The 23942-nt window shown below is 60.6% G+C and carries 17 protein-coding genes; 12 read left to right on the top strand and 5 right to left on the bottom strand.

What is annotated here, in order from left to right:
* Positions 1–7: 7 nt before the first annotated feature.
* The 4 genes from ACJ8HH_RS21985 to mutH all read right to left on the bottom strand — a co-directional run bounded on the left by ACJ8HH_RS21985 (position 8) and on the right by mutH (position 3139).
* Positions 8–1048 carry an NADP(H)-dependent aldo-keto reductase gene (locus ACJ8HH_RS21985; RefSeq protein ID WP_033649499.1) on the bottom strand — a complete coding sequence of 347 codons (1041 nt, stop codon included), beginning with the start codon at positions 1046–1048 and terminating at the stop codon, positions 8–10.
* A 206-nt stretch (positions 1049–1254) separates the two neighbouring features.
* Positions 1255–1473 (bottom strand): YgdI/YgdR family lipoprotein, encoded by a 219-nt coding sequence (locus ACJ8HH_RS21980; protein ID WP_033635766.1) that lies wholly within the window; start codon positions 1471–1473, stop codon positions 1255–1257.
* Between the two features lie 159 nt (positions 1474–1632).
* A complete protein-coding gene (locus ACJ8HH_RS21975; protein WP_033635765.1) occupies positions 1633–2349 on the bottom strand; it encodes a TerC family protein in 717 nt (238 codons plus the stop codon).
* A 103-nt stretch (positions 2350–2452) separates the two neighbouring features.
* Positions 2453–3139, bottom strand: a complete 687-nt coding sequence (gene mutH, locus ACJ8HH_RS21970) for a DNA mismatch repair endonuclease MutH (protein WP_033635764.1) — start codon at positions 3137–3139, stop codon at positions 2453–2455.
* A gap of 696 nt (positions 3140–3835) precedes the next feature.
* On the opposite strand from mutH, the gene rppH reads away from it, so the two are divergent.
* The 12 genes from rppH to recD all read left to right on the top strand — a co-directional run bounded on the left by rppH (position 3836) and on the right by recD (position 22477).
* Positions 3836–4363 (top strand): RNA pyrophosphohydrolase, encoded by a 528-nt coding sequence (gene rppH, locus ACJ8HH_RS21965; protein ID WP_004931849.1) that lies wholly within the window; start codon positions 3836–3838, stop codon positions 4361–4363.
* Positions 4364–4375: 12 nt separating this feature from the next.
* On the top strand, positions 4376–6622 hold the full coding sequence (gene ptsP / locus ACJ8HH_RS21960) for a phosphoenolpyruvate--protein phosphotransferase (RefSeq protein WP_033649500.1): 2247 nt from the start codon (positions 4376–4378) through the stop codon (positions 6620–6622).
* 222 nt (positions 6623–6844) lie between these two features.
* Positions 6845–7717 (top strand): prolipoprotein diacylglyceryl transferase, encoded by an 873-nt coding sequence (lgt, locus tag ACJ8HH_RS21955; protein ID WP_033649501.1) that lies wholly within the window; start codon positions 6845–6847, stop codon positions 7715–7717.
* Positions 7718–7724: 7 nt separating this feature from the next.
* Positions 7725–8519 carry a thymidylate synthase gene (thyA, locus tag ACJ8HH_RS21950; protein WP_060426867.1) on the top strand — a complete coding sequence of 265 codons (795 nt, stop codon included), beginning with the start codon at positions 7725–7727 and terminating at the stop codon, positions 8517–8519.
* Positions 8520–8693: 174 nt separating this feature from the next.
* On the top strand, positions 8694–9197 hold the full coding sequence (locus ACJ8HH_RS21945; protein ID WP_039567375.1) for a prepilin peptidase-dependent protein: 504 nt from the start codon (positions 8694–8696) through the stop codon (positions 9195–9197).
* Positions 9191–9769 carry a prepilin peptidase-dependent protein gene (locus ACJ8HH_RS21940; RefSeq protein WP_041036506.1) on the top strand — a complete coding sequence of 193 codons (579 nt, stop codon included), beginning with the start codon at positions 9191–9193 and terminating at the stop codon, positions 9767–9769. The genes ACJ8HH_RS21945 and ACJ8HH_RS21940 overlap by 7 nt, the downstream gene beginning before the upstream one ends.
* Positions 9766–10212 (top strand): YgdB family protein, encoded by a 447-nt coding sequence (locus ACJ8HH_RS21935; RefSeq protein WP_033649503.1) that lies wholly within the window; start codon positions 9766–9768, stop codon positions 10210–10212. The genes ACJ8HH_RS21940 and ACJ8HH_RS21935 overlap by 4 nt, the downstream gene beginning before the upstream one ends.
* On the top strand, positions 10202–10558 hold the full coding sequence (locus ACJ8HH_RS21930) for a prepilin-type N-terminal cleavage/methylation domain-containing protein (RefSeq protein ID WP_033649504.1): 357 nt from the start codon (positions 10202–10204) through the stop codon (positions 10556–10558). The genes ACJ8HH_RS21935 and ACJ8HH_RS21930 overlap by 11 nt, the downstream gene beginning before the upstream one ends.
* A gap of 32 nt (positions 10559–10590) precedes the next feature.
* Positions 10591–13962 (top strand): exodeoxyribonuclease V subunit gamma, encoded by a 3372-nt coding sequence (recC, locus tag ACJ8HH_RS21925; RefSeq protein ID WP_060452048.1) that lies wholly within the window; start codon positions 10591–10593, stop codon positions 13960–13962.
* Positions 13963–14193: 231 nt separating this feature from the next.
* Positions 14194–17082, top strand: coding sequence for a pitrilysin (gene ptrA / locus ACJ8HH_RS21920; protein ID WP_060388412.1), 2889 nt, complete (start codon positions 14194–14196; stop codon positions 17080–17082).
* Complete coding sequence (recB, locus tag ACJ8HH_RS21915) at positions 17079–20630, top strand: exodeoxyribonuclease V subunit beta (RefSeq protein ID WP_033649506.1); 3552 nt, start codon at positions 17079–17081, stop codon at positions 20628–20630. Before ptrA ends, recB begins: the two co-directional genes overlap by 4 nt.
* Entirely contained in the window at positions 20627–22477 is a 1851-nt protein-coding gene (gene recD, locus ACJ8HH_RS21910; RefSeq protein WP_060452047.1) for an exodeoxyribonuclease V subunit alpha, read from the top strand. The genes recB and recD overlap by 4 nt, the downstream gene beginning before the upstream one ends.
* 37 nt (positions 22478–22514) lie before the next feature.
* On the opposite strand, the gene argA is transcribed toward recD, so the two are convergent.
* The gene (argA, locus tag ACJ8HH_RS21905; RefSeq protein ID WP_049232224.1) at positions 22515–23858 is read right to left on the bottom strand and encodes an amino-acid N-acetyltransferase; all 1344 of its coding nucleotides are present in this window, start codon (positions 23856–23858) and stop codon (positions 22515–22517) included.
* Positions 23859–23942: the final 84 nt, after the last annotated feature.

Raw genomic sequence — 23942 nt, 5'->3', positions numbered from 1 at the left:
TGCTGTATTAAGGCGCCGGAATGGTAAACCGGGTATGGATTTCTTCGAGCGCCTGCAGCACGTCTTCATCCAATACCACATCGAGGCTGTCGATGTTGATTTTCAACTGATCCACCGTGGTGGCGCCCAGCAGGGTGCTGGCGACAAACGGCTGTTGACGCACGAAGGCCAACGCCATCTGCGAAGGATCCAGCCCGTGTTTTTTGGCCAGCGCCACGTACTCGGCGATCGCCAGCTGGGTTTGCTGCCCTGAATAACGGTTGAAGCGGGTGAACAGCGTATTGCGCGCACCGGCCGGTTTTGCGCCATTGAGGTATTTACCGCTCAGGGTACCGAACGCCAGGCTGGAATAGGCCAGCAGTTCCACCCCTTCGTGCTGGCTGATCTCGGCCAGGCCAATCTCAAAGCTGCGGTTCAGCAGGCTGTACGGGTTTTGAATCGACACGATGCGCGGCAGCTCGTGTTTCTCCGCCAGCTGCAGGTAGCGCATCACGCCCCAGGGCGTTTCATTGGAAACCCCGATATAGCGGATCTTGCCGGCGCGCACCTGCTCGGTCAGCGCCTCCAGCGTTTCCAGCAGCGTGACCGTGGCTTTGTCGTCGGTGTATTGATAGTTGAGTTTGCCAAAACAGTTGGTGGCGCGCTGCGGCCAGTGCAATTGGTAGAGATCGAGATAATCGGTATTCAGCCGCTTGAGGCTGGAGTCCAGCGCGGCGCGGATGTTTTTGCGATCGAGCGCCTGCTGCGGGCGAATGCTGCTGTCGGTGCCGCGCACCGGGCCCGAGACTTTGCTGGCCAGGACGATTTTTTCGCGATTGCCGCGCGCCTTGAGCCAGCTGCCGATATAGCTTTCGGTCAGGCCCTGGGTTTCCGGACGGGGCGGCACCGGGTACAGTTCGGCGGTGTCTATCAGGTTCACGCCTGCGGCCAATGCATAGTCCAGTTGCGCATGGGCGTCGGCTTCGCTGTTCTGTTCGCCAAAGGTCATGGTGCCCAGTCCCAGCACGCTCACTTCTAAAGAACTGTGGGGAATACGGTGGTATTGCATTAACGGCCTTCCTTTCTTGTTAGCGCTTACGGGCCGCGCGGCCCGGTGAAACAGGAGCCCAATGTCAGAAGACGGCGCAGAGTCCGTCGGGCGGCGATGTCGCCTTTCCTGACTATAACCAAGCGGTGAAGATGGGGGAAGCGGATTCCGTGCGGACGCGAATGGGGGCTACCGCGCTTGAACGGGCGATAGCCGGCGGGCGGTGATTAGCGTTCGATAACCTGAGAAACTTGATCGCCGTTGATCTGGCGCTGGTTGCCTTTCTCGTCTTTATAGCTGATGAGGCCGGTATCTTCATCGATCTCCGGTTTGCCTTGCGTCAGGATCATGTTGCCGTCTTTGGTCGCCATCACGTAGTCGCTGGAACACCCCGCCAGGCCAGCCACCATCACCAGCGCAGACACTGCCATTACCCACTTTTTCATCCTGCGGATCCTCGATTATGCAGAAAATAATGTTCTTTCAAGATTAGCAAACTCTCGGCGAAGCGCGTCTCAGATAAGTCTTTATCTGATAAGAAAAAGTGAAATGAGAGGTCAACGAAGTGATGAAAGCCGCCAATGGCGGCTTTCATATAGATAGCGTTATTCCGGCGCGCGATTTTTTTTGCTGCGCATCAGATTGAGCGCTTCTACCGACATCGAGAAGAACATGGCGAAGTAGATGTAGCCTTTTGGCACGTGCACCTGGAAGCTTTCCAGCATCAGCGTGAAGCCCACCAGGATCAGGAACGCCAGCGCCAGCATTTTCACCGACGGATGGCGGTTGACGAATTCGCCGATCGGTCGGGCAGCGAACATCATCACGCCGACGGCGATCACCACTGCCGCCATCATGATGAACAGATGGTCGGAAAGGCCCACGGCGGTAATCACCGAATCCAGGCTGAAGATAATATCCAACAGCATGATCTGCACGATCGCGCCGAAGAAGCTGTGCACCTTGGTGTGGTGCTCTTCTTCCGACCCTTCGATGGTTTCGTGGATCTCTTTGCTGGCTTTCCAGATCAGGAATAGCCCGCCTAGCAGCAGGATCAGATCGCGAGCGGATACGCTGTGCTCCATCACGGTAAACAGCGGATGAGTCAGGCGAATCACCCAGGCGATGGAAGCCAGCAGCGCCAGGCGCATAAGCATGGCGGCGGCCAGCCCGATCCGGCGAGCTTTGTTCTGTTGCGCTTTGGGCAGCTTGGCCACCACCAGCGACAGAAAAATGATGTTATCAATACCCAGTACGATCTCAAGAATGGTTAGCGTGCCTAACGCTAACCAGGCATTGGGATCCATAATCCATTCGAACATTGCTCGACACACCTTATTAATACTTAATAAATGCAAAGCGTGAATTATACGCGTTTATCATGGCGCTGATAGGGGCAGCTAAACCAGAGTTAAACGAAATCGCTTAGATTGAGAAATGTCTTGCCAGCAGCGCGCCGGTAAAACTCTTTTTCAGATAGAAGCCGCGCGGCAGCGTCATGATCGGTTGTCCTTGTTCGCCGATGGCTTCGGTGAGCGCCTTGCTGTTAGCCGCTTTGGGGCGCAGCTGCAGCACTTCGCCGTGGCGTGCGGTGATGCGCTCTACGTGGCCGAGCACGATCAGATCCATCAATTCTTCCCAATCGCGGCGCAGCATTTCGTCTTCTGCCGCGCTTGGGCTCCACAGCAGCGGCGAACCGACGCGGCGTTCGGCCAGCGGGATCTGGCGTTCGCCTTCTACCGGTATCCACAACACGCGCGCCAGCTTGTAGCGAACGTGGCTGTTGGCCCAGGTGACGCCGCTGTTGCCGGTGAGCGGAGCGACGCAGACAAAAGTGGTTTCCAGCGGTTTGCCGGCGGCGTCGACAGGAATGGTTTTCAGCTCGATGCCCAGCTCGGGAAAGTCCTGCTCCGGTTTGCTGCCGGCCATGGCGCCGAGATACAGCTCCAGCAGCATGCCTACCCAACCTTTATCGCGTTTCAGATCCTTGGGGATCGGCAACTGCGCGCGAGCGGCCAGTTCGCCAAAGCTGGCGCCGGCCAGCGCCTGAGCGCGCTCGAACAGCTGCCGTTCATTTTCCGGCGGGGGCGGCAAAGGGGATAAAAACGCCATAAATCAAGCCTGTCTAGTTTGGTTGAAAAACGTACTGCAATTATGCACGGTGAGCGATAACCGCCATCGCTTGGGGAAAAGAATAATAGTAGCATGATTTTACATGACTTTTTTCCTTTCTTGGCGTGGTGGACAATGCACTGGCGGTGCTTGTTCACCTGAAGCCACCGACAATAAACAGGATCTTACACCTATTTATCCACAGATTTTTGGGATAACCCAAATTTTTGCCGATCACTGGTTCAATTTACAGCCTTGACTCGGGCGGTTTTTTACGAATTTGTCCGTTTTGTGCGTAACTTGCCCGGATAATCTGTGGATAAAAACGACGTTGGTGGATCTTTCGCCAGGGTAAGATCCTTACCGTGCACAGATCACATTTTTGCCCTGTATATAACGATGCGTTAATGCATAATTGTATGTTTTTAAAATAAATATGCGTTTTTAGTGTTGAGGGGGGATTTTGGGGGTTAAGAGTTTTACCGGCTTATTCCTCGAGTTCTGCACACACCTATCCACAGAAAAAGTGAATAAAACCGGTCTGAAAGGCTAGGGTATGTTTATAACTTTGCCTATATCTGTGAGTTATCCCAATGTTATTCGGCCCGCAGCGCCGTAAAGCAGTGGTTTACCGCCTGTAGCTTGTGTGAAACAATCAGGACATCTATGCGAATTTAAGCTTATCGAGGTAGTCCGGTGATCGATGATGATGGCTACCGCCCGAATGTTGGTATCGTAATCTGTAATCGTCAGGGGCAGGTCTTATGGGCCCGCCGTTACGGTCAGCACTCCTGGCAGTTTCCCCAAGGTGGGATTAACCCTGGCGAAACTGCGGAGCAGGCGATGTACCGTGAGCTGTTCGAAGAAGTGGGGCTGAGTAAAAAGGATGTGCGCATCCTGGCTTCGACCCGCAACTGGTTGCGCTATAAATTGCCGAAACGTTTGGTGCGTTGGGACACAAAGCCGGTTTGTATCGGCCAAAAGCAAAAATGGTTTTTGTTGCAGCTACTGTGCAATGACGCTGATATCAATATGCAGCGCAGCAGCACGCCGGAGTTCGACGGTTGGCGCTGGGTGAGCTTCTGGTATCCGGTACGCCAGGTGGTGTCGTTCAAACGCGACGTCTACCGCCGGGTGATGAAAGAATTCGCCGTGACCGTGATGCCGATGCAAGAGCAGGCGGCGCCGCGGCAGGCTCCTGCTTATCGCCGAAAGAGAGGTTAAGTTAAGCCGACTATGCTCACGCGCTTGCGAGAAATTGTAGAGAAGGTGGCTGCGGCGGCCAGTCTGACGGATGCGCTGGATCTGCTGGTCAATGAAACCTGTCTGGCGATGGACACCGAAGTGTGTTCCATCTATCTGGCGGACAACGATCGCCGCTGCTACTACCTGATGGCCACGCGCGGGCTGAAAAAGCCGCGCGGGCGCACTATCGCATTGGCGTTTGACGAGGGCGTCGTCGGGTTGGTCGGCCGCAGAGCCGAGCCTATCAACCTGGCCGATGCCCAAAGCCACCCCAGTTTCAAATACGTCCCGCAGGTGAAAGAGGATCGTTTCCGGTCCTTCCTCGGGGTGCCGATCATTCATCGGCGCCAGCTGCTGGGTGTGCTGGTGGTGCAGCAGCGCGAGCTGCGCCAGTTCGACGAAAGCGAAGAGTCTTTCATGGTCACACTGGCCACGCAGATGGCCGGGATCCTGTCACAGTCGCAGCTCAACGCCATTTTCGGCCAGTATCGCCAAACGCGCGTGCGCGCGCTGGCGGCCTCGCCCGGCGTGGCGGTGGCGGAAGGGTGGCAGGACAGCAGCCAGCCTTCGCTCGATCAGGTTTACCGCGCTTCGACGCTGGACACCGCCAGCGAGCGCGAGCGCCTGACGCTGGCGCTGGAAGAGGCCGGCGCGGAGTTTCGCCGCTTCAGCAAGCGTTTTGCCGCCAGCTCGCAAAAAGAGAGCGCGGCGATCTTCGATCTTTACTCTCACCTGCTAAACGACGCCCGCCTCAAGCGCGAACTGTTCGCCGAAATCGACAACGGTTCGGTGGCGGAGTGGGCGGTGAAACAGGTGATAGAAACCTTTGCCGAGCAGTTTGCCAAACTGCAGGACACCTACATGCGCGAGCGCGGCAGCGACCTGCGCGCGCTGGGCCAGCGCCTGCTGTTCCACCTCGACGACACCACTCAGGGCGCTACCCAGTGGCCGGCGCGTTTTGTGCTGGTGGCGGATGAGCTGACCGCGACATTGCTGGCCGAAGTGCCGCAGGATCGCCTGGTCGGCGTGGTGGTGCGCGACGGTGCCGCCAACTCGCATGCGGCGATTCTGGTGCGGGCGATGGGGGTGCCGACGGTGATGGGCGCCGACATCCAGCCTTCTCTGCTCAGCCAGCGGCTGCTGATCGTCGACGGTTATCGCGGTGAACTGCTGGTCGATCCTGAACCGGTGCTGGTGCAGGAATATCAACGGCTGATCAGCGAAGAGCTGGAACTGAGCAAGCTGGCGGAAGACGACGTCGAGCAGCCGGCGCAGTTGAAAAGCGGCGAGCGCATTCAGGTGATGCTGAATGCCGGCCTCAGCCCGGAACATGAACAGCTGTTGGGCGGCCGGGTAGATGGCGTGGGGTTATACCGCACCGAAATCCCGTTCATGTTGCAAAGCGGCTTCCCCTCCGAAGAGGAACAGGTCGCGCAGTACCAGGGCATGCTGCAGCTTTACCCGAGCAAGCCGGTTACGCTGCGCACTCTGGATATCGGCGCCGACAAGCAGCTGCCTTATATGCCGATCAGCGAAGAGAACCCCTGCCTGGGCTGGCGCGGCATCCGCATCACCCTGGATCAGCCGGAGATCTTTTTGATTCAGGTGCGCGCCATGCTGCGCGCCAACGCCGGCACCGGCAATCTGGGCATTTTGTTGCCGATGATCACCAGCCTGGAAGAGGTCGACGAGGCCAAACGCCTGATTGACCGCGCCGGGCGCGAGGTGGAAGAGGTGCTCGGCTATGCGATCCCGAAACCGAAAATCGGCGTGATGCTGGAAGTGCCGTCGATGATTTTCCTGATCCCGCATCTGGCCGGGCGCGTTGATTTCATCTCGGTCGGCACCAATGATTTGACCCAGTACCTGTTGGCGGTAGATCGCAACAATACCCGGGTCGCCTCGCTGTATGACAGTTTGCATCCTGCGATGCTGCAGGTGCTGAAATTGATCGCCGAGCAGGGAAACGCGGCCGGGTTGCAGCTTAGCCTGTGCGGTGAACTGGCCGGCGATCCCATGGGCGCGCTGTTGCTGGTGGGCATGGGCTATCGCAATCTGAGCATGAACGGCCGCAGCGTGGCGCGCATCAAATACCTGCTGCGGCATATCGACCTTGCCGACGCCGAAATGTTGGCGCAGCGGGTGTTGAACACCCAGATGACCACCGAAGTGCGCCATTTGGTGGCGGCGTTTATGGAGCGACGCGGCATGGGCGGATTGATCCGCGGGGGGCGGTAGCCGCCGCGCGTTGTGATTTTTTTACAGAACTTTTCCCGGCCTGCCGGACCGGACCGCGCTAAGCCTATGTTATGATGCGCAACCTCAGTGCGGCGCAGGCTCGTCGCCTTGCACACCGCAGCGGCCAATGCTGCTGCTTGCAAGACGCGGGACAATCTCCGCCGCCGCTTGGCACCTGCCGCCCCCGCATGGGGAAAAATAACAGACATGTTGTGGTGATAGATGAGCAATAGCTATCTGGCGTTTCCTAAATTTGATCCGGTCATTTTCTCCATTGGCCCGGTTTCTCTGCATTGGTATGGCCTGATGTACCTGGTCGGCTTCGTTTTTGCCATGTGGCTGGCGGTGCGCCGCGCCAACAAGCCGGGCAGCGGCTGGACCAAAGACGAAGTTGAAAACCTGCTCTACGCCGGTTTCCTGGGCGTATTCGTCGGCGGCCGCGTAGGCTATGTGCTGTTCTATAACCTGCCGCTGTTCCTGGATAACCCGCTCTATCTGTTCAAGGTCTGGGATGGCGGCATGTCGTTCCACGGCGGCTTGATGGGGGTGATTCTGGTGATGTTCTGGTTCGCTCGCCGCACCAAACGCACCTTCTTCCAGGTTTCCGATTTTATCGCGCCATTGATCCCATTCGGCCTGGGCGCCGGCCGCCTCGGCAACTTCATCAACGGTGAACTGTGGGGCCGCGTGACCACCGACACCCCTTGGGCGATGCTGTTCCCAAGTTCGCGCAGCGAAGACGTGGCCCTCGCCGCCGCCGATCCTTCCTTGCTGCCGTTATTGAATCAGTACGGCGTACTGCCGCGCCACCCGTCGCAGCTGTATGAACTGCTGCTGGAAGGCGTGGTGCTGTTTATCATTCTGAACCTGTTTATTCGCAAGCCGCGGCCGATGGGCGCCGTCTCGGGCCTGTTCCTGATCGGTTATGGCGCATTCCGCATCATCGTTGAAGCGTTCCGCCAGCCGGATGCCCAGCTCGGCCTGTTCGACGGCGTGATCAGCATGGGGCAGATCCTGTCCATCCCGATGGTGGTGGCCGGTATTATTATGATGATTTGGGCGTACCGTCGTCGCCCGCAGCAACAAATGTCGTGAGGGACAAATGAAACAGTATCTGGATTTGATGAACAAGGTGCTCGCCGAGGGCACCCCTAAAGCCGACCGTACCGGCACTGGCACGCTGTCGATTTTCGGCCATCAGATGCGTTTCAACTTGCAGGAAGGTTTCCCGTTGGTGACCACCAAGAAATGTCATCTTCGTTCGATCATTCATGAGCTGTTGTGGTTCCTGAACGGCGATACCAACATCGCCTACCTGCGTGACAACAAGGTCACCATTTGGGACGAGTGGGCTGATGAAAACGGCGATCTCGGCCCGGTGTACGGCAAACAGTGGCGCGCCTGGGGCGCGGCGGACGGCCGTCAGATCGATCAGCTGAGCAACGTGCTCCAACAGCTGAAGCAGGATCCGGATTCGCGCCGCATCATCGTTTCCGCCTGGAACGTCGGCGAGCTGGATCAGATGGCGTTGGCGCCGTGCCACGCGTTCTTCCAGTTCTACGTCGCGGACGGCAAGCTCTCTTGCCAGCTGTACCAGCGTTCCTGCGACGTGTTCCTCGGCCTGCCGTTCAACATCTCCAGCTACGCGCTACTGGTGCATATGATGGCGCAGCAGTGCGATCTGGAAGTGGGCGATTTCGTCTGGACCGGCGGCGATACCCACCTGTACAGCAACCACATGGAACAAACTCAGCTGCAGCTGACGCGTGAACCGCGTCCATTGCCGAAACTGGTGATCAAACGCAAGCCGGCTTCGCTGTTCGATTACCGTTTCGAAGACTTCGAGATCGAAGGTTACGATCCGCATCCGGCCATCAAGGCGCCGGTCGCGATCTAACCTTAACCTCATCACACCAGGGGTGCAGCGATTGCACCCCTTTTTTTATCCGCATTGCGCACCGCGCCGCATTTTTTTGTCGTCCTCTGCCGTCGTAAATAAAACATTGCGCAGCTTGCCGCAGCGATTACGCATGCGGCTTTACCGCGTTGTGGCGATCCTTACACTGGCGCCATGAAAGACAATACTCTCTCGAACATCGATGATCGCCAGCGTGGCATGACGCTGATTGAGCTGTTGGCGGCGATATTGATCGCCGGCATGCTCACCGGCTGGGGCGTCGGGCAATGGCGTTATCATCAGCAAGCGCTGCGGCTGGAACACACGGCTCAGCAGCTGCTGGCGTTTTTGCTGCGATTGCAGGCGGACGCCAACTGGCGTAACCGCGCGACGCTGCTGTGGTTCAAGAACGGCACGCCCTGGTGTCTGGGCGGTGGCGTGCCGCCGACGGATTGCGCTTCCGCCGAAGGCGCCGTTTTCTCGCCGTCTTATCGTGACGTCGCTTTGAGCGGCTACACCGGCAAAGAGATTGGGTTTTACGGTTTGCGCAATACTGCGCAGGCGGGGCACATCCTTCTCAGCAACGACGCAGGCAGCCTGCGGCTGGTGCTGTCCGCCCGTGGGCGGCTGCGTTTGTGCAGCGAAGGGCAGCGGGTCAGGGGCATTGCGCTATGTTGACTTTAGAACGCGGTTTTACCTTGCCGGAGGTGATGTTGGCGTTGGTCTTTGGCAGCGTGATCGCGCTCGGCGCGGCGAAAACCTATCCGTTGTTGCGCCAGCAAAGCGTGGTCGTCAGCCAGCACTTTCGGCTGGAGTCAACGCTGCGGCAACTGGCGTTCGGCATTGAGAAAGATCTGCGCCGCGCCGGTTTTTGCGCCGGGCAGTGCGCCGGCCGTCCGTTGCTGATCGGTCAGGCATCGGGAGAAGCGGCGGGCAGTTGCGTTATCGTTGCCTACGACATCGCTCGCAGCGGGCAATGGCTCGCTTCGGGCGAGGATGCGGGCTATTTCGGTTACCGGCTGCGCAATGGCGGCTTGGAAGGGCAGCGCGGCGTGAGCCAATGCGATGGCGGTGGCTGGGAGCGGTTGCTCGATTATGACGAAGTGCGCATTGAGCGGTTTCATGTGGCGATCGAGCGGGGCGATCATGGCGCGACCTTGGCTCGCCTGACGCTGGCGGGGCGCTCCGCCAGCGATACGCGTATCAGGCGCAGCCTGAGTGCGAGCGTCGAAATGGCGGCGCTGCCATGAATTGGCGAACCCAGCGGGGCGGTAGCACTCTGGCGGCGGTGATGTTGCTGTTGGCGCTGGGGCTGATGTTGCTTAACGCTCAGCATCGGCAGTTGGATAACGCGCTGTTACTGGCCGCCGATCAGCAGCGTTACCTTCAGGCTTATAATCAGGCCGCTTCGGCGCTGAGTTGGGGCATGAGCCAGCGCTGGCCACGCGCCGAGCTGAGTGCGGCGGCCTGGTTATGCAGGCAGCGCGCGGAACTGACGGCCTGCGCCCGGCTGTCTGCCAGAGCGGGCGTTGTGACGATACGCGGCCTTGGTGAGATGCGCGGCGGTGAACCGCTTTGGCTGTATCAGTGGGGCACCTTTAACGGCGCAGAGACCGCTGGCAAGGTGCAAGCTCAGCCGGGCGGTCGGCTGGATTTTTGCCCAGAGAAAAGGCTGACCGACTGTGACGGCTAACGCTCGGGCAGGGCGGCTATCCCGCAACGGCTTCAGCCTGCCGGAAGTGTTGGTGGCGGCCTTGCTGTTCTCGGTGTCGCTGCTTGGCTTGTTACAGTATCATCAGGTGCTGTTGCAGTCGTTTCAGCGCCAGTGGCACTACCGGCAAGCCTGGGCGCTGGCGCATCAGCAGTTAGAAGCGTTCGCCGTCACCGGGCGGCTCGAGGCCGAATCGCCGCCGGAAGGTTGGCGACGCGAGACCGCGCTTGACGATGCGGAGAGTGATTGCCGCCGATTGACGGTTAGAGTCCAAACGCCGCAGCGGCAGTGGGCGACGCTGAGCCGCTGGTATTGCACCCGCTTTTAAGCCGGTATGTCTTTTGTTTTAAAGGAGCCTTGATGTTCACGGTTTATCATTCCAATCAGCTGGATTTGTTGAAAACGCTGACCAGCGCACTGATAGCCAGAGATCCGTTGGCCGATCCTTTTCAACAGGAAGTGGTGCTGGTGCAGAGCCCCGGTATGGCGCAATGGCTGCAGATGCAGTTGGCGGAACAGTTCGGCATCGCCGCCAATATTGCGTTTCCGCTGCCGGCGACCTTTATTTGGGACATGTTCACCCGGGTGTTGCCGGATATCCCGAAAGAGAGCGCCTTCAGCAAGGACGCCATGACCTGGAAGCTGATGTGGTTGCTGCCGGAGATGCTGACTCAGCCGGCGTTTGCGCCACTGCAGCACTATCTGACCGATGACGATGACAAGCGCAAGATTCACCAGTTGGCCGGCCGGGTCGCCGACCTGTTCGACCAATATTTGGTTTATCGCCCGCAGTGGCTGGAGAGCTGGCAGCGCGGGGAGCGCATCGACGGCCTGGCGGAGGCTCAGCAATGGCAGGCGCCGCTCTGGGCGCGGCTGGTGGAGTACACGCGCGAGCTGGGGCAGCCGGAATGGCACCGCGCCAATCTGTACAGCCGATTTATCCACGCGCTGGAGCAGGCAAAAACCTGCCCGCCCGGTTTGCCGCCGCGGGTGTTTATCTGCGGCATCTCGGCGTTGCCGCCGGTCTATTTGGAGGCGCTGCAGGCGCTGGGGCGGCATATAGATATCCACCTGATGTTCACCAACCCCTGTCGCTACTATTGGGGCGATATTCAGGATTACGCTTTCCTGGCCCGCTTGCAGAGCCGCAAGCGCCGTCACTACCATCAGGCACGCGAGCAGGGGCTGTTCCGCCAGCCGGATGATGCGGCGCGCCTGTTTGACGCCGAAGGCCAGCAGCAGCTCAGCAACCCACTGCTGGCCTCTTGGGGCAAGCTGGGGCGCGATCACCTCTATCTGCTGTCGCAGATGGAAGGGGCGCAAGAGGTTGACGCCTTTGTCGATATCCCGGCCGATACCATGCTGCACGCCGTTCAGCGCGACATGCTGGAGCTGGAAGACCATGCGGTGATCGGTATTACCGCGGAAACGCTGGAAAGCAGCTTCAGCAAACGTCCGCTAGATGAGAACGACCGTTCCCTCAGCCTGCATGCCTGCCACAGCCCGCAGCGGGAAGTGGAGGTGCTGCACGATCAACTGCTGACCATGCTGGCGCAGGATCCGTCGTTGACGCCGCGCGACATCATCGTGATGGTCGCGGATATCGACAGCTACACGCCTTACATTCAGGCGGTGTTCGGCAATGCCCCTGCCGAGCGCTACCTGCCGTTCGCCATTTCCGACCGTAAAGCGCGCCAGGCGCATCCCGCGCTGCAGGCGTTCATTTCACTGCTCGATCTGCCGCAAAGCCGTTTTACCTCGGAACAGGTGCTGGCGCTGCTTGAGGTGCCGGCCCTGGCCGCCCGTTTCGCCATTGGCGAAGAGGGGCTGCGCCTGCTGCGCCATTGGGTCGGTGAATCCGGCGTGCGCTGGGGCCTGGACGACGATAACGTGCGCGAACTGGATCTGCCCGCTACCGGCCAACATACCTGGCGCTTTGGCATCACGCGCATGTTGCTTGGCTACGCGATGGACAGCAATGCCGGCGATTGGCAGGGCATTTTGCCTTACGACGAATCGAGCGGATTGGTCGCCGAACTGGCGGGGCAGCTGGCAGACCTGCTGGCGCAGCTCAGCCACTGGCGGCAAATCTTGAGCGAAGCGCGCCCGCTCGAAGCGTGGCTGCCGCTCTGCCGGCAACTGCTGGATGCCTTCTTCGCTGCGGACAGCGACACCGAGGTGGTGCTGGCGCTGATCGAACAGCAGTGGCAGCAGGCCATCAATTTTGGCCTGGCGGCGCGCTATCCCGATGAGGTGCCGTTGACCATTCTGCGGGACGATCTGGCGGCGCGCCTCGATCAGGAGCGCATCAGCCAGCGCTTCCTCGCCGGGCAAATCAACTTCTGTACGCTGATGCCGATGCGTTCCATTCCGTTCAAGGTGGTGTGCCTGTTGGGCATGAACGACGGCGTGTATCCGCGCACGCTGCCGCCGCTGGGTTTCGATCTGATGGCGCAGCAGGTCAAACGCGGCGACCGCAGCCGACGCGATGACGACCGTTATCTGTTCCTGGAAGCGATTTTGTCCGCTCAGCAGCGGCTGTATATCAGTTTCATCGGCCGTTCCATTCAGGACAACAGCCCGCGTTACCCTTCGGTACTGGTCACCGAGCTGCTGGAGTACCTGGAACAAAGCTATTGCCTGCCGGGAGATGAAGAGCTTAGCGCAGACGACAGCGCCCGGCGGGTTGGTGAGCACTTGCTGAAGTGGCACGCGCGCATGCCGTTCGCCGCCGAGAACTTCTTGCCTGGCTCGGAGGATCAAAGCTATGCCGCCGAGTGGCTGCCTGCCGCCGATGGGCGCGGTGCGGCGCATCCGGCGTTCAACCAGCCGCTGCCCGCCGAAGCGCTGCAGCAAATATCGCTGGATGAACTGCTGCGGTTTTACCGCCATCCGATTCGCGCGTTTTTCCAACTGCGGCTGGGCGTCAGTTTTATCCTGGAAGAGACCGAGCTGCCGGACGAAGAACCCTTCACGCTGGATAACCTCAGCCGCTACCAGTTCAACAGCCAACTGTTGAATACGCTGATCGACGGTGACGATCCCGAACGGCTGTTCCAGCGGGTGCGCGCCGCCGGCGGCTTGCCCTATGGCGCCTTCGGCGAAATTTATTGGCAAAAGCAGCAGGAAGAGATGAGCGAACTGGCCGAGCAGGTGCGTGCGGAACGCGCAGAGAGCCATAGCCTGGAGCTGGATATCGATATCGCCGGCGTGCGCCTCAGCGGCTGGCTGCATCAGGTGCAGGATGACGGCCTGTTGCGCTGGCGGCCCGCGACGCTGTCGGCGGTGGATGGCATATTGCTGTGGCTGGAGCACCTGGTGTACTGCTGCGCCGGCGGCACCGGCGAGAGCCGCATGTATGGCCGCAAGAACTCCGCCTGGCGCTTTGCCGCGCTGGCGCCTGAAGAGGCACAGGCGCAGCTGGCGGAACTGCTGACGGGCTATCAGCGCGGTCTGAGTCAGCCGCTGCTGTTGCTGAACAAGAGCGGCTGGGCGTGGCTGAGTCAGTGCTATCTGCCGGAAACGCAGCAAATCGACTGGGAGGAAGACGCGCAAATCAAGGCGCGCGCCAAATTGCTGCAGGCCTGGCAGGGCGATCAGCGCATTCCCGGAGAAGGGGAAGATCCCTACGTGCAGCGAGTGTTTCGCCAATTGGATAATGAATACTTAGCGCAAATACTGGCCGAAACAGAGCGTTATCTGCTGCCGGTGGCGCGGCATAACCTGGGGTAACAATCACCCGGTGGTGCTGTGCGGCGGTAGGTGGTAAAAATAACGAAGGTTATATTCAACCATTGGGGTCATTCCCGGTCTTACATAACGTACAGGCATATACCCGCCGAGTTCGGGTCGCCATATTGGCGAAGAACCCGGTGAGTACAGATTTGGTTATGTGGTTTTGATGAACGTCGCCACCGTCAGGGAGTGGGCGCAGCGACGTCAGAATAGGGGTTTATTTTGGATATGCGCAGACAGTTGGCCCGTATCACCGGGCTGGTATTATTGGCTATGTGTTGGGCGCCGTTGAGTTGGGCCGCGCAAGGATGGCAACCGCTGGCGGAGAAGATCAACAAAAGCGAACACGATCCGCGTCAGTATGAGGCGATCAAATTGACTAACGGCATGACGGTGTTGCTGGTGTCCGATGCCCAGGCGCCGAAATCGCTGGCGGCGCTGGCATTGCCGGTCGGCTCGCTTGAAGATCCGAACAGCCAACTGGGTTTGGCGCACTATCTGGAACATATGGTGCTGATGGGCTCCAAGCGCTATCCAGAGCCGGAAAACCTGTCCGAATTCCTGAAAAAGCATGGCGGCAGCCACAACGCCAGCACGGCTTCTTATCGCACCGCCTTCTATCTGGAAGTGGAAAATGACGCGCTGGAGCCGGCGGTCGATCGCATGGCCGACGCCATTGCCGAGCCGCTGCTGGATCCGGGCAATGCCGACCGTGAGCGCAACGCGGTTAACGCCGAGTTGACGATGGCGCGTTCGCGCGACGGTATGCGTATGGCGCAGGTGGGCGCGGAAACCCTTAACCCGGCGCACCCGAGCGCGCGCTTCTCCGGCGGCAATCTCGATACGCTGAAAGACAAGCCGGACAGCAAGCTGCACGATGAGCTGACCGGCTTCTATAAGCGCTACTATTCCGCCAATTTGATGATGGGCGTTTTGTACGGCAATCAGCCGCTGCCGCAGCTGGCTGATATTGCGGCGAAAACCTTTGGCCGCGTGCCAAATCACGACGCCACCGTGCCGCCGATCACCGTGCCGGCCGTGACGCCGGAACAGCAGGGCATCATCATTCACTATGTGCCAGCACAGCCGCGCAAACAGTTGAAGGTCGAGTTTCGCATCGATAACAACAGCGCCGCGTTTCGCAGCAAAACCGATACCTACATCAGCTACCTGATCGGCAACCGCAGCAAGAACACCCTGTCTGACTGGTTGCAGAAGCAGGGGCTGGCGGACGCCATCAATGCCGGCGCCGATCCGATGGTGGATCGCAACGGCGGCGTCTTCGCCATCAGCGTTTCACTGACCGACAAAGGCCTGGCCAAGCGCGACGAGGTCGTCGCCGCCATTTTCAACTACCTGAAAATGCTGCGCAGCGAAGGCATCAAGCAAAGTTACTTCGACGAAATCTCGCATGTTCTGAATCTGGATTTCCGTTATCCGTCGATCACGCGCGACATGGACTACATCGAATGGCTGGTGGACACCATGCTGCGCGTGCCGGTTGAACATACGCTGGACGCGCCTTACCTGGCCGATCGCTATGATCCTAAGGCGATCGCCGAACGCCTGGACGGCATGACGCCGCAAAACGCCCGCATCTGGTTCGTCAGTCCGGATGAGCCGCACAACAAGACGGCCTATTTCGTCAACGCGCCTTACCAGGTCGACAAAATCACGCCGCAGCGCTTTACGCAGTGGCAGCAGTTAGGGAGTGGGATTTCCCTGTCGTTACCGACGCTCAATCCGTACATCCCGGATGACTTTACCCTGACCAAGCCGTCGCACGAGTTCAAAAAGCCGGAAATGGTGGTGGATAACCCCGGCCTGCGCGTGCTGTACATGCCGAGCCGTTACTTCGCCGATGAGCCGAAGGCCGACGTCACCGTCGCTTTCCGCAACGCCAAGACCATGGATTCCGCGCGCAACCAGGTGCTGTTCTCACTGACGGATTATCTGGCCGGCCTCGCGCTGGATCAGCTGAGCTATCAGGCATCGGTTGGCGGGCTGAGCTTCTCGACCTCGCCGAACAACGGCCTGATGTTTAACGCCAACGGCTTTACCCAGCGCCTGCCGCAGTTGCTGACGGCGCTGATCGAAGGCTATTCCAGCTTCACGCCGACGGAAGATCAGCTGGCGCAGGCCAAGTCCTGGTATCTGGAGCAGTTGGACGCCGCCGAGAAGGGCAAGGCGTTTGAATTGGCCATTCAGCCGGTGCAGATGGTTTCCCGCGTGCCGTATTCCGAACGCAGCGAACGCCGCGAAGTGCTGAAGACGCTGACGCTGAAAGACGTGCTGGCCTATCGCGACAGCCTGCTGGCCGAGGCTACGCCGGAGCTGCTGGTGGTGGGCAATATGAGCAAGCAGCAGGTCGACACGCTGGCGTCGACGCTGAAACATCGCCTGGGCTGTACCGGCATCGAATGGTGGCACGGCGAAGACGTGGTAGTGGACAAAAATCATCTGGCCAATCTGCAACAGGTGGGCAGCAGCACCGATTCGGCACTGGCGGCGGTCTATGTGCCGACCGGTTACGACGAAGTGGCCGGCATGGCCTACAGCTCATTGCTGGGGCAGATTATTCAGCCGTGGTTCTATAGCCAGCTGCGCACTCAGGAGCAATTGGGATATGCGGTCTTCGCCTTCCCAATGTCGGTGGGGCGCCAATGGGGCGTGGGCTTCCTGTTGCAGAGCAACAGCAAACAGCCGGCATACCTGTACCAGCGCTATCAGGATTTCTACCCGAAAACCGAGAAACGCTTGCGCGACATGAGCGAAGCGGACTTTGAGCAGTACAAACAGGCGCTCATCAATGAGCTGAAGCAGCGGCCGCAAACCCTGAGCGAAGAGGCCAGCCGGTTCGCCAACGATTTCGATCGCGGCAATTTCGCCTTCGATACTCGTCAGAAGCTGATCGCGCAGGTGCAACAGCTGACGCCGGCCAAACTGGCGGATTATTTCCACCAGGCGGTGATCCAGCCACAGGGGCTGGCTGTGCTGTCGCAGGTGAGCGGCAGCGGGCAAGACAAGGCGGATTACGCGGCGCCTAAGGGCTGGGTCACCTATCCGAACGCGTCTGCATTGCAGCAGATCCTGCCGCGCAAAGTGGCGACGCCATGACGGAAACTGCCCCGCAGAGACTGGAGCCGCTGACGCTGCCGCTGTTCGGCGAACGCCTGATCGAGGCGTCGGCGGGCACCGGCAAAACCTTTACCATCGGCGCGCTGTACCTGCGTTTGCTGCTGGGGCTGGGCGGTGAAGCGGCGTTTCCTCGCCCGCTGACGGTTGAAGAAATCCTGGTGGTGACCTTTACCGAGGCCGCCACCGAGGAGCTGCGCGGGCGTATCCGCGACAATATCCACGGGCTGCGCATCGCCTGCGTGCGGGGCGTCAGCGCCAACCCGCTGTTTTCGGCGCTGATGGCTGAAATTGACGATTTGACCGACGCCGCCTCGCAGCTGCTGGCGGCGGAGCGGCAGATGGATGAAGCGGCGATCTACACCATTCACGGCTTTTGCCAACGAATGCTGACGCACAACGCCTTCGAATCCGGCATGCTGTTTGAACAAACGCTGGTGCAGGACGAGTTGCCGCTGCGGCGGCAGGCCTGTGCTGATTTCTGGCGTCGCCACTGCTATCCGTTGCCGCTGGGCGTGGCGCGTGCGGTCAGCCAGGAGTGGAGCGGCCCGGAAGCGTTGCTGGCCGACCTTTCCGGTTACCTGCACGGTGAGGCGCCGGCGCTGCGCCGGCCGCCGAAGGACGAAGAAACCGTCCTGATGCGCCACGAGCAGATCGTCGCGCGCATCGATGCCATCAAGGCGCAATGGCGTGCGGCGGCGGGCGATCTGGAGGCGCTGATCGCCCAGTCCGGCGTCGATAAGCGCAGCTACAGCAGCAAACACCTGCCGAACTGGCTGAACAAGGTCGGCGAATGGAGCGGGCAGGAGACCCAGGACTACCAGTTGCCGAAGGAACTGGATAAATTTCGCCAGTCGGTGCTGCTGGATAAGACCAAGAAAGGCGAGCCGCCGCGGCATGCGCTGTTCACGGCGATCGACGAGCTGTTCGATGAACCCTTGACGCTGCGCGACCTGATCATGGCGCGCGCGCTCAGCGAGATCCGCACTTCCATTCAACAAGAAAAGCGCCAGCGCGCCGAGCTGGGGTTTGACGACCTGCTCAGCCGGCTGGACGGCGCCCTGCAAAGCGGCGGCGGCGAACAGCTGGCGCAGGCGATCCGCCAGCGTTACCCGGTGGCGATGATCGATGAATTCCAGGATACCGATCCGCAGCAATACCGCATTTTCCAAAAACTTTACGTCGGCCGGCCCGATTGCGGCCTGCTGTTGATCGGCGATCCCAAGCAGGCGATTTACGCCTTCCGCGGTGCCGACATCTTTACCTACATGCGGGCGCGCTCAGAGGTGAGCGCCCACTATACGCTGGAGACCAACTGGCGCTCGTCGCCGTCGATGGTCGCCAGCGTCAATCACCTGTTTTCTCAGGTAGAAAAGCCTTTCCTGTTCGGCCAAATCCCCTTTATCGAGGTCAGCGCGGCGGAAAAGAACCAAGGGTTGGCGTTTGACCTGCACGGCAAGCCGCAACCGGCGATGCAGTTCTGGCTGCAGCAGGGGGAAGGCGCCGGTGTAAGTGATTACCAACAGTTGATGGCGCGCCTGTGCGCCACGCAAATTCGCGACTGGCTCAGCGCCGGGCAGCAGGGCCAGGCGTGGCTGCAGGGCGGCAAGGAGCCAAGGCCGGTACAAGCTTCCGATATCACGGTGCTGGTGCGCAGCCGCAATGAGGCGGCGCTGGTGCGCGATGCGCTGAGCGCGCTGTCCATTCCGTCGGTCTACCTGTCTAACCGCGACAGCGTGTTCGACACCCCGGAGGCCAAAGACCTGCTGTGGTTGCTGCAGGCGGTGTTGGCGCCGGAGCAGGAGCGCACGCTGCGCAGCGCCATGGCCACCGGGCTGATGGGGCTGGACGCGCCGACGCTGGACGGCCTGAGCCGCGATGAGCGTGCCTGGGACGAGCTGGTTAACGAATTCGATGATTACCGCACGCTCTGGCTGCGCCGCGGCGTGCTGCCGATGCTGAGCGAGGTGATGAAAGCGCGCCAGCTGGCGGAGAACCTGCTGGCCAGCGCCGGTGGCGAGCGTCGTTTGACCGACGTGCTGCATCTGGGGGAGTTGTTGCAAGAGGCGGCGGCGCAACTCGACAGCGAACATGCGCTGGTGCGCTGGCTGGCACAGCAGATCGCCCAGCCTAATCGCCAGTCCGATAATCAGCAACTGCGGCTGGAGAGCGACCGGCATCTGGTGCAGGTGATCACGATTCATAAATCCAAGGGGCTGGAGTTCGATCTGGTGTGGCTGCCGTTCGTCGGCAATTTCCGCCAGCAGCAGCAGGCGCTGTATCACGATCGCCACAGTTTCCAGGCGTTGCTGGATCTCGACGCCAATGAAGAGAGCCAGGCCTGGGCGGAGGAAGAGCGGTTGGCGGAAGACCTGCGCCTGTTGTACGTGGCGCTGACTCGCTCGGTGTACCACTGCAGCATCGGCATCGCGCCGCTGTTCCAGGGCACGCGCAAGAAACAGGGCGATACCGATCTGCACCGCAGCGCATTGGGTTATCTGGTGCAGGGCGGGCAGGCCGGCGACGCCGCGTATCTGCAGGAGCGCCTGCAGCAATTGGCGGGCGGCGGCATCGCGCTGTCGCTGGTGGAACCGCCGGACGAGGCGCCCTGGCAGCCCCAGGCATCGCTGGCCGCTACGCTGGCGGCGAAAAGCTTTACCCGACGGATCCAGGATTTTTGGCGGGTGACCAGCTATACCGGTTTGCAACAGCACGGTTCGAGCCTGATGCAGGATCTGCTGCCGCGTCTGGATGTCGACGCCGCGGGCGAGCGGGGTGAGGAGAGTGAGCCAGCGCTCACACCGCATACCTTCCCGCGCGGCGCAACGCCCGGCACCTTCCTGCACAGCCTGTTTGAAACGCTGGACTTCACCCAGCCGCTGGACGAACAGTGGCTGCAGGAACAGCTGCAACAGCAAGGATTTGCCGAGCACTGGCAGCCGATTCTGCTGGCGTGGATGCAGGTGTTGCTCAATACGCCGCTCGACGACAGCGGCGTGACGTTGTCGGCGCTGACGCCGCAGCACAAGCAGGCCGAGCTGCAGTTCTATTTGCCGATTAACCGGTTGTTGCAGGCGAAGGCGCTCGATGCCCTGGTGAAGCGTTACGATCCGCTTTCCGCCCGCTGCCCGGCGCTAGATTTTCATCAGGTGCAGGGCATGCTGAAAGGCTTTATCGACCTGGTGTTCTGCTGGCAGGGCAAATACTACCTGCTGGACTACAAGTCCAACTGGCTGGGGGAAGACAGTAGCGCCTATACCCGGCCGGCGATGGAGCAGGCGATGGCGGAGCATCGTTACGATCTGCAATACCAGCTGTATACGCTGGCGCTGCATCGTTATCTGCGTCATCGGTTACCGGATTACGATTACCGGCGCCATTTTGGCGGGGTGATATATCTGTTCCTGCGTGGCGTGGATGCGGCGCACCCGGGCAACGGCATTTTCACCTGTCTCCCCGAGCTTGAGCTGGTGGAGGGGATGGATCGCTTGTTCAGCGGCGAAGCTGCGGCGACGGAGGAAGGATCATGATCGCACTGCTGGAGCAGGCGGTGGCGCTTGGCGTGCTGCGCCCGCTTGACGTGCAGTTCGCCCGCGTGGTGGCGAGCGAAGACGAGCCCGATATTTTGCTGGCCGCCGCCTGCCTGAGCGCAGAGGCGGGAGCCGGTCACGTCTGCCTGATGCTGGAACAGCTGCAGGCGGACACGCTGTTTGAAGGGCGCCAGCCGGCGTTGGCGCTGGCGGTGTGGGAGGCGGCCGGGCGACCGGATAGCGCGCGTTGGCAGCAGCGTTTGGCGGCCAGCGCGGCGGTTGGGGACGGCAGCGGCGCTACGCCGCTGGTGCTGCGCGGGCCGCGCCTGTATCTGCAGCGCATGTGGCAAAACGAAGGCGAAGTGGCGGCGTTTATCGGCGGCGAAGGCGAGTCGCTGGCGGTGCCGGAGGCTGAGCTGCGCACCATTCTCGACCGCTTGTTCGGCGCCGCGAGCGACGAGCCCGACTGGCAGAAAATCGCCGCCGCGGTGGCCGCCACGCGGCGCATTGCGGTCATTTCCGGCGGGCCGGGCACCGGTAAAACCACCACCGTCGCCAAACTGTTGGCAGCGCTGGTGCAGCTGGATGAAAGCGCGCGCTTGCGCATTCAGCTGGCGGCGCCGACCGGCAAGGCGGCGGCGCGCCTGACGGAGTCGCTTGGCAGCGCCAGCCGCCAGCTGGCGTTGACCCCGGCGCAGCAGGCGCTGTTCCCGACGGAGGCGGCAACGTTGCACCGTCTGTTGGGGGCGCAACCGAACAGTCAGCGCATGCGCTATCACCGTGGCAACCGGCTGCATTTGGATGTGCTGGTGGTGGATGAGGCCTCGATGGTCGATCTGCCGATGATGGCGCGCCTGATTGCCGCGCTGCCCGATCGGGCGCGGGTGATTTTCCTCGGCGACCGCGATCAGCTGGCTTCGGTGGAGGCCGGCGCGGTGCTGGGGGATATTTGCCGTTTTGCCGAGCAGGGATACAGCGATGCGCGCGCCGCTGAGCTGAGCCGCCTGACCGGTTGTTCGCTCACGGGGCAGCAGGCCGACGCGGAAGCGGCGGTGCGCGACAGCCTGTGCCTGCTGCGCAAGAGCTATCGCTTCGACGCCCGTTCCGGCATCGGTCAGCTGGCGTTGGCGGTCAACGCCGGAGCGGGGGATCGCGCGCTGGCGGCATTAAACGGCAGTTTCGGTGATGTTGCGGGCTATGCGCTGGCGACGAGCGAAGAGTATCAGGCGCTGTTGGATGCCTGCGTGGCGGGCTACCGCGACTATTTGCGGCTGACCGCAGAAGGGGCGGACGCGGCGACGGTGCTGGCGGCCTTTGGCCGTTTCCAGGTTCTATGCGCGCTGCGTGAAGGGCCGTTCGGCGTTGCCGGCCTGAACGAGCGCATTGAGCTCGGGCTGCAGCGTGCCGGTTTAATTGACCGCAAGCTGGGCGTGCTCGGCCGCTGGTACCGGGGGCGGCCGGTGATGATCGGCCGCAATGACAGCGCGCTGGGGCTGTTCAATGGGGATATCGGCATTACGCTGCCGGATGAGCACGGCGATCTGCGCGTGCATTTCCAACTGCCCGACGGCAGCATCAAGTCGGTACAGCCAAGCCGTTTGCCGGCGCATGAAACCGCCTATGCCATGACGGTGCACAAATCTCAGGGATCGGAGTTTGACCATACGGTCCTGGTGTTGCCGAATCACTTCCTGCCGGTGCTGACGCGTGAGCTGGTCTATACCGCGATCACTCGCGCGCGTAAGCAGCTCTCGCTGTATGCCACGGAGGCGGTGTTGCTACGGGCCATTCGCATGCCGACTCAGCGTCGCAGCGGATTGGCTGAACGGCTACAGGCGACGGAATAAGCGTTGAAGGGGCGCGGCAACGGCCGCGCCGTGGGGATTACAGATCGGCCAGCAGGATTTTGGAACGGCGCTGATAGTTATACAGCGCCTGCTTTTGCATCGGCAGCACGTCGACTTCCGCCGGGGTGAATCCGCGTTCCTGGAACCAGTGGATGCTGCGGGTGGTCAGCACGAACAGCTTCTTCAGCCCCATCTGCCGCGCCTGGTTTTCCACCCGCTGCAGCAGCATCTCGCCGCGCGAAGAGCTGCGGTAATCGGGATGTACCGCGACACAGGCCATCTCACCGATTTTTTCCTCTAAGAACGGGTACAGCGCCGCGCAGGCGATGGTCAGGTTGTCGCGTTCGATAATGGTGAACTTGTCGATCTCCATCTCCAGCTGTTCGCGCGAACGGCGCACCAGAATACCCTGCTGCTCGAGCGGCCGGATCAGCTCCAGAATGCCGCCGATGTCGTTGATCGTCGCCCGGCGCACCTGTTCGGCACTCTCCATCACGATTTGGGTGCCGATGCCGTCGCGCGAGAACAGCTCCTGCACCAGCGCGCCGTCCTCTTGATAGCTGATCAGGTGGCTACGGCGCACGCCGCTGCGGCAGCCTTTCACCGCGCCACGCAGGAAGCGCACGGTGCCGGAATGGTAATCGCCGCCTTCCTCGAGCTCTTCAAGGCGCTTTTGCGCGTCGTTGGGGAACAGCTCGGAAAGAATGTTACCCTCCGCGTCGGTCACGCCCTGCGAGGAGCAGAAGCCGATCATTTTTTCCGCTTTCAGCTTGATTGCCAGCTGGGTGGCCACTTCTTCCGAGGTCAGGTTGAAGCTCTCGCCGGTAACGGAAACCGCGACCGGGCCGATCAGCACGATGGCGTTGCTGTCGAGCTGGCGGTGGATCGCGTCTTCATCGATGCGGCGAATGCGGCCGCTGTGACAGTAGTCGATACCGTCATCGATGCCCAGTGGTTGCGCGATGATGAAGTTGCCGCTGACCACGTTGATATGCGCGCCCTGCAGCGGCGTATTGTTGAGGCTCATCGACAGCCGGGCGGTGATGTCGAGCTGCAACAAACCGGCAGCTTGCTTGACCAGTTCGAGCGTATGGGCGTCGGTCACGCGGGTGTGCTTGTGGTAGATCGGCTCAAAGTTATGCTGCGCCAGGTTAGCGTCGATCTGCGGCCGCGCGCCGTAAACCACCACCAGGCGAATGCCCAGACTATGCAACAGCCCGATATCGTTGACGATGTTGGAGAAATTCTCGTGTTCGATGGCTTCCCCGCCGAGCATGATGACAAACGTTTTGCCGCGGTGGGCGTTGATATAGGGGACTGAGTGACGGAATCCTTGCACCAGCTCTGTACTACGTTCCTTCACGACAAACCTCTTTTGCATATTTATACGGTATTTTTGTATTTTTATTCTTTTATGGCGCCGATGGCAAGCGAGAAATCATCATGAAGAGTGCGCTAAGGGCGC

Source organism: Serratia sp. CY32780 (assembly GCF_052169135.1).
Taxonomy (GTDB): Bacteria; Pseudomonadota; Gammaproteobacteria; order Enterobacterales; family Enterobacteriaceae; genus Serratia; species Serratia sarumanii.
This window is presented reverse-complemented; position numbering and strand designations above follow the sequence as displayed.

What these genes read in the sequence shown, in the direction of transcription:
- recC (WP_060452048.1), top strand. Translation starts at nt 10,591, where the DNA reads ATGTTCACGGTTTATCATTCCAATCAGCTGGATTTGTTGAAAACGCTG.
- ACJ8HH_RS21945 (WP_039567375.1), top strand. Translation starts at nt 8,694, where the DNA reads ATGAAAGACAATACTCTCTCGAACATCGATGATCGCCAGCGTGGCATG.
- recB (WP_033649506.1), top strand. Translation starts at nt 17,079, where the DNA reads ATGACGGAAACTGCCCCGCAGAGACTGGAGCCGCTGACGCTGCCGCTG.
- lgt (WP_033649501.1), top strand. Translation starts at nt 6,845, where the DNA reads ATGAGCAATAGCTATCTGGCGTTTCCTAAATTTGATCCGGTCATTTTC.
- argA (WP_049232224.1), bottom strand. Translation starts at nt 23,858, where the DNA reads ATGCAAAAGAGGTTTGTCGTGAAGGAACGTAGTACAGAGCTGGTGCAA.
- mutH (WP_033635764.1), bottom strand. Translation starts at nt 3,139, where the DNA reads ATGGCGTTTTTATCCCCTTTGCCGCCCCCGCCGGAAAATGAACGGCAG.
- ACJ8HH_RS21980 (WP_033635766.1), bottom strand. Translation starts at nt 1,473, where the DNA reads ATGAAAAAGTGGGTAATGGCAGTGTCTGCGCTGGTGATGGTGGCTGGC.
- ACJ8HH_RS21935 (WP_033649503.1), top strand. Translation starts at nt 9,766, where the DNA reads ATGAATTGGCGAACCCAGCGGGGCGGTAGCACTCTGGCGGCGGTGATG.
- thyA (WP_060426867.1), top strand. Translation starts at nt 7,725, where the DNA reads ATGAAACAGTATCTGGATTTGATGAACAAGGTGCTCGCCGAGGGCACC.
- ACJ8HH_RS21940 (WP_041036506.1), top strand. Translation starts at nt 9,191, where the DNA reads ATGTTGACTTTAGAACGCGGTTTTACCTTGCCGGAGGTGATGTTGGCG.
- ACJ8HH_RS21985 (WP_033649499.1), bottom strand. Translation starts at nt 1,048, where the DNA reads ATGCAATACCACCGTATTCCCCACAGTTCTTTAGAAGTGAGCGTGCTG.
- ACJ8HH_RS21975 (WP_033635765.1), bottom strand. Translation starts at nt 2,349, where the DNA reads ATGTTCGAATGGATTATGGATCCCAATGCCTGGTTAGCGTTAGGCACG.
- ptsP (WP_033649500.1), top strand. Translation starts at nt 4,376, where the DNA reads ATGCTCACGCGCTTGCGAGAAATTGTAGAGAAGGTGGCTGCGGCGGCC.
- ptrA (WP_060388412.1), top strand. Translation starts at nt 14,194, where the DNA reads ATGCGCAGACAGTTGGCCCGTATCACCGGGCTGGTATTATTGGCTATG.
- recD (WP_060452047.1), top strand. Translation starts at nt 20,627, where the DNA reads ATGATCGCACTGCTGGAGCAGGCGGTGGCGCTTGGCGTGCTGCGCCCG.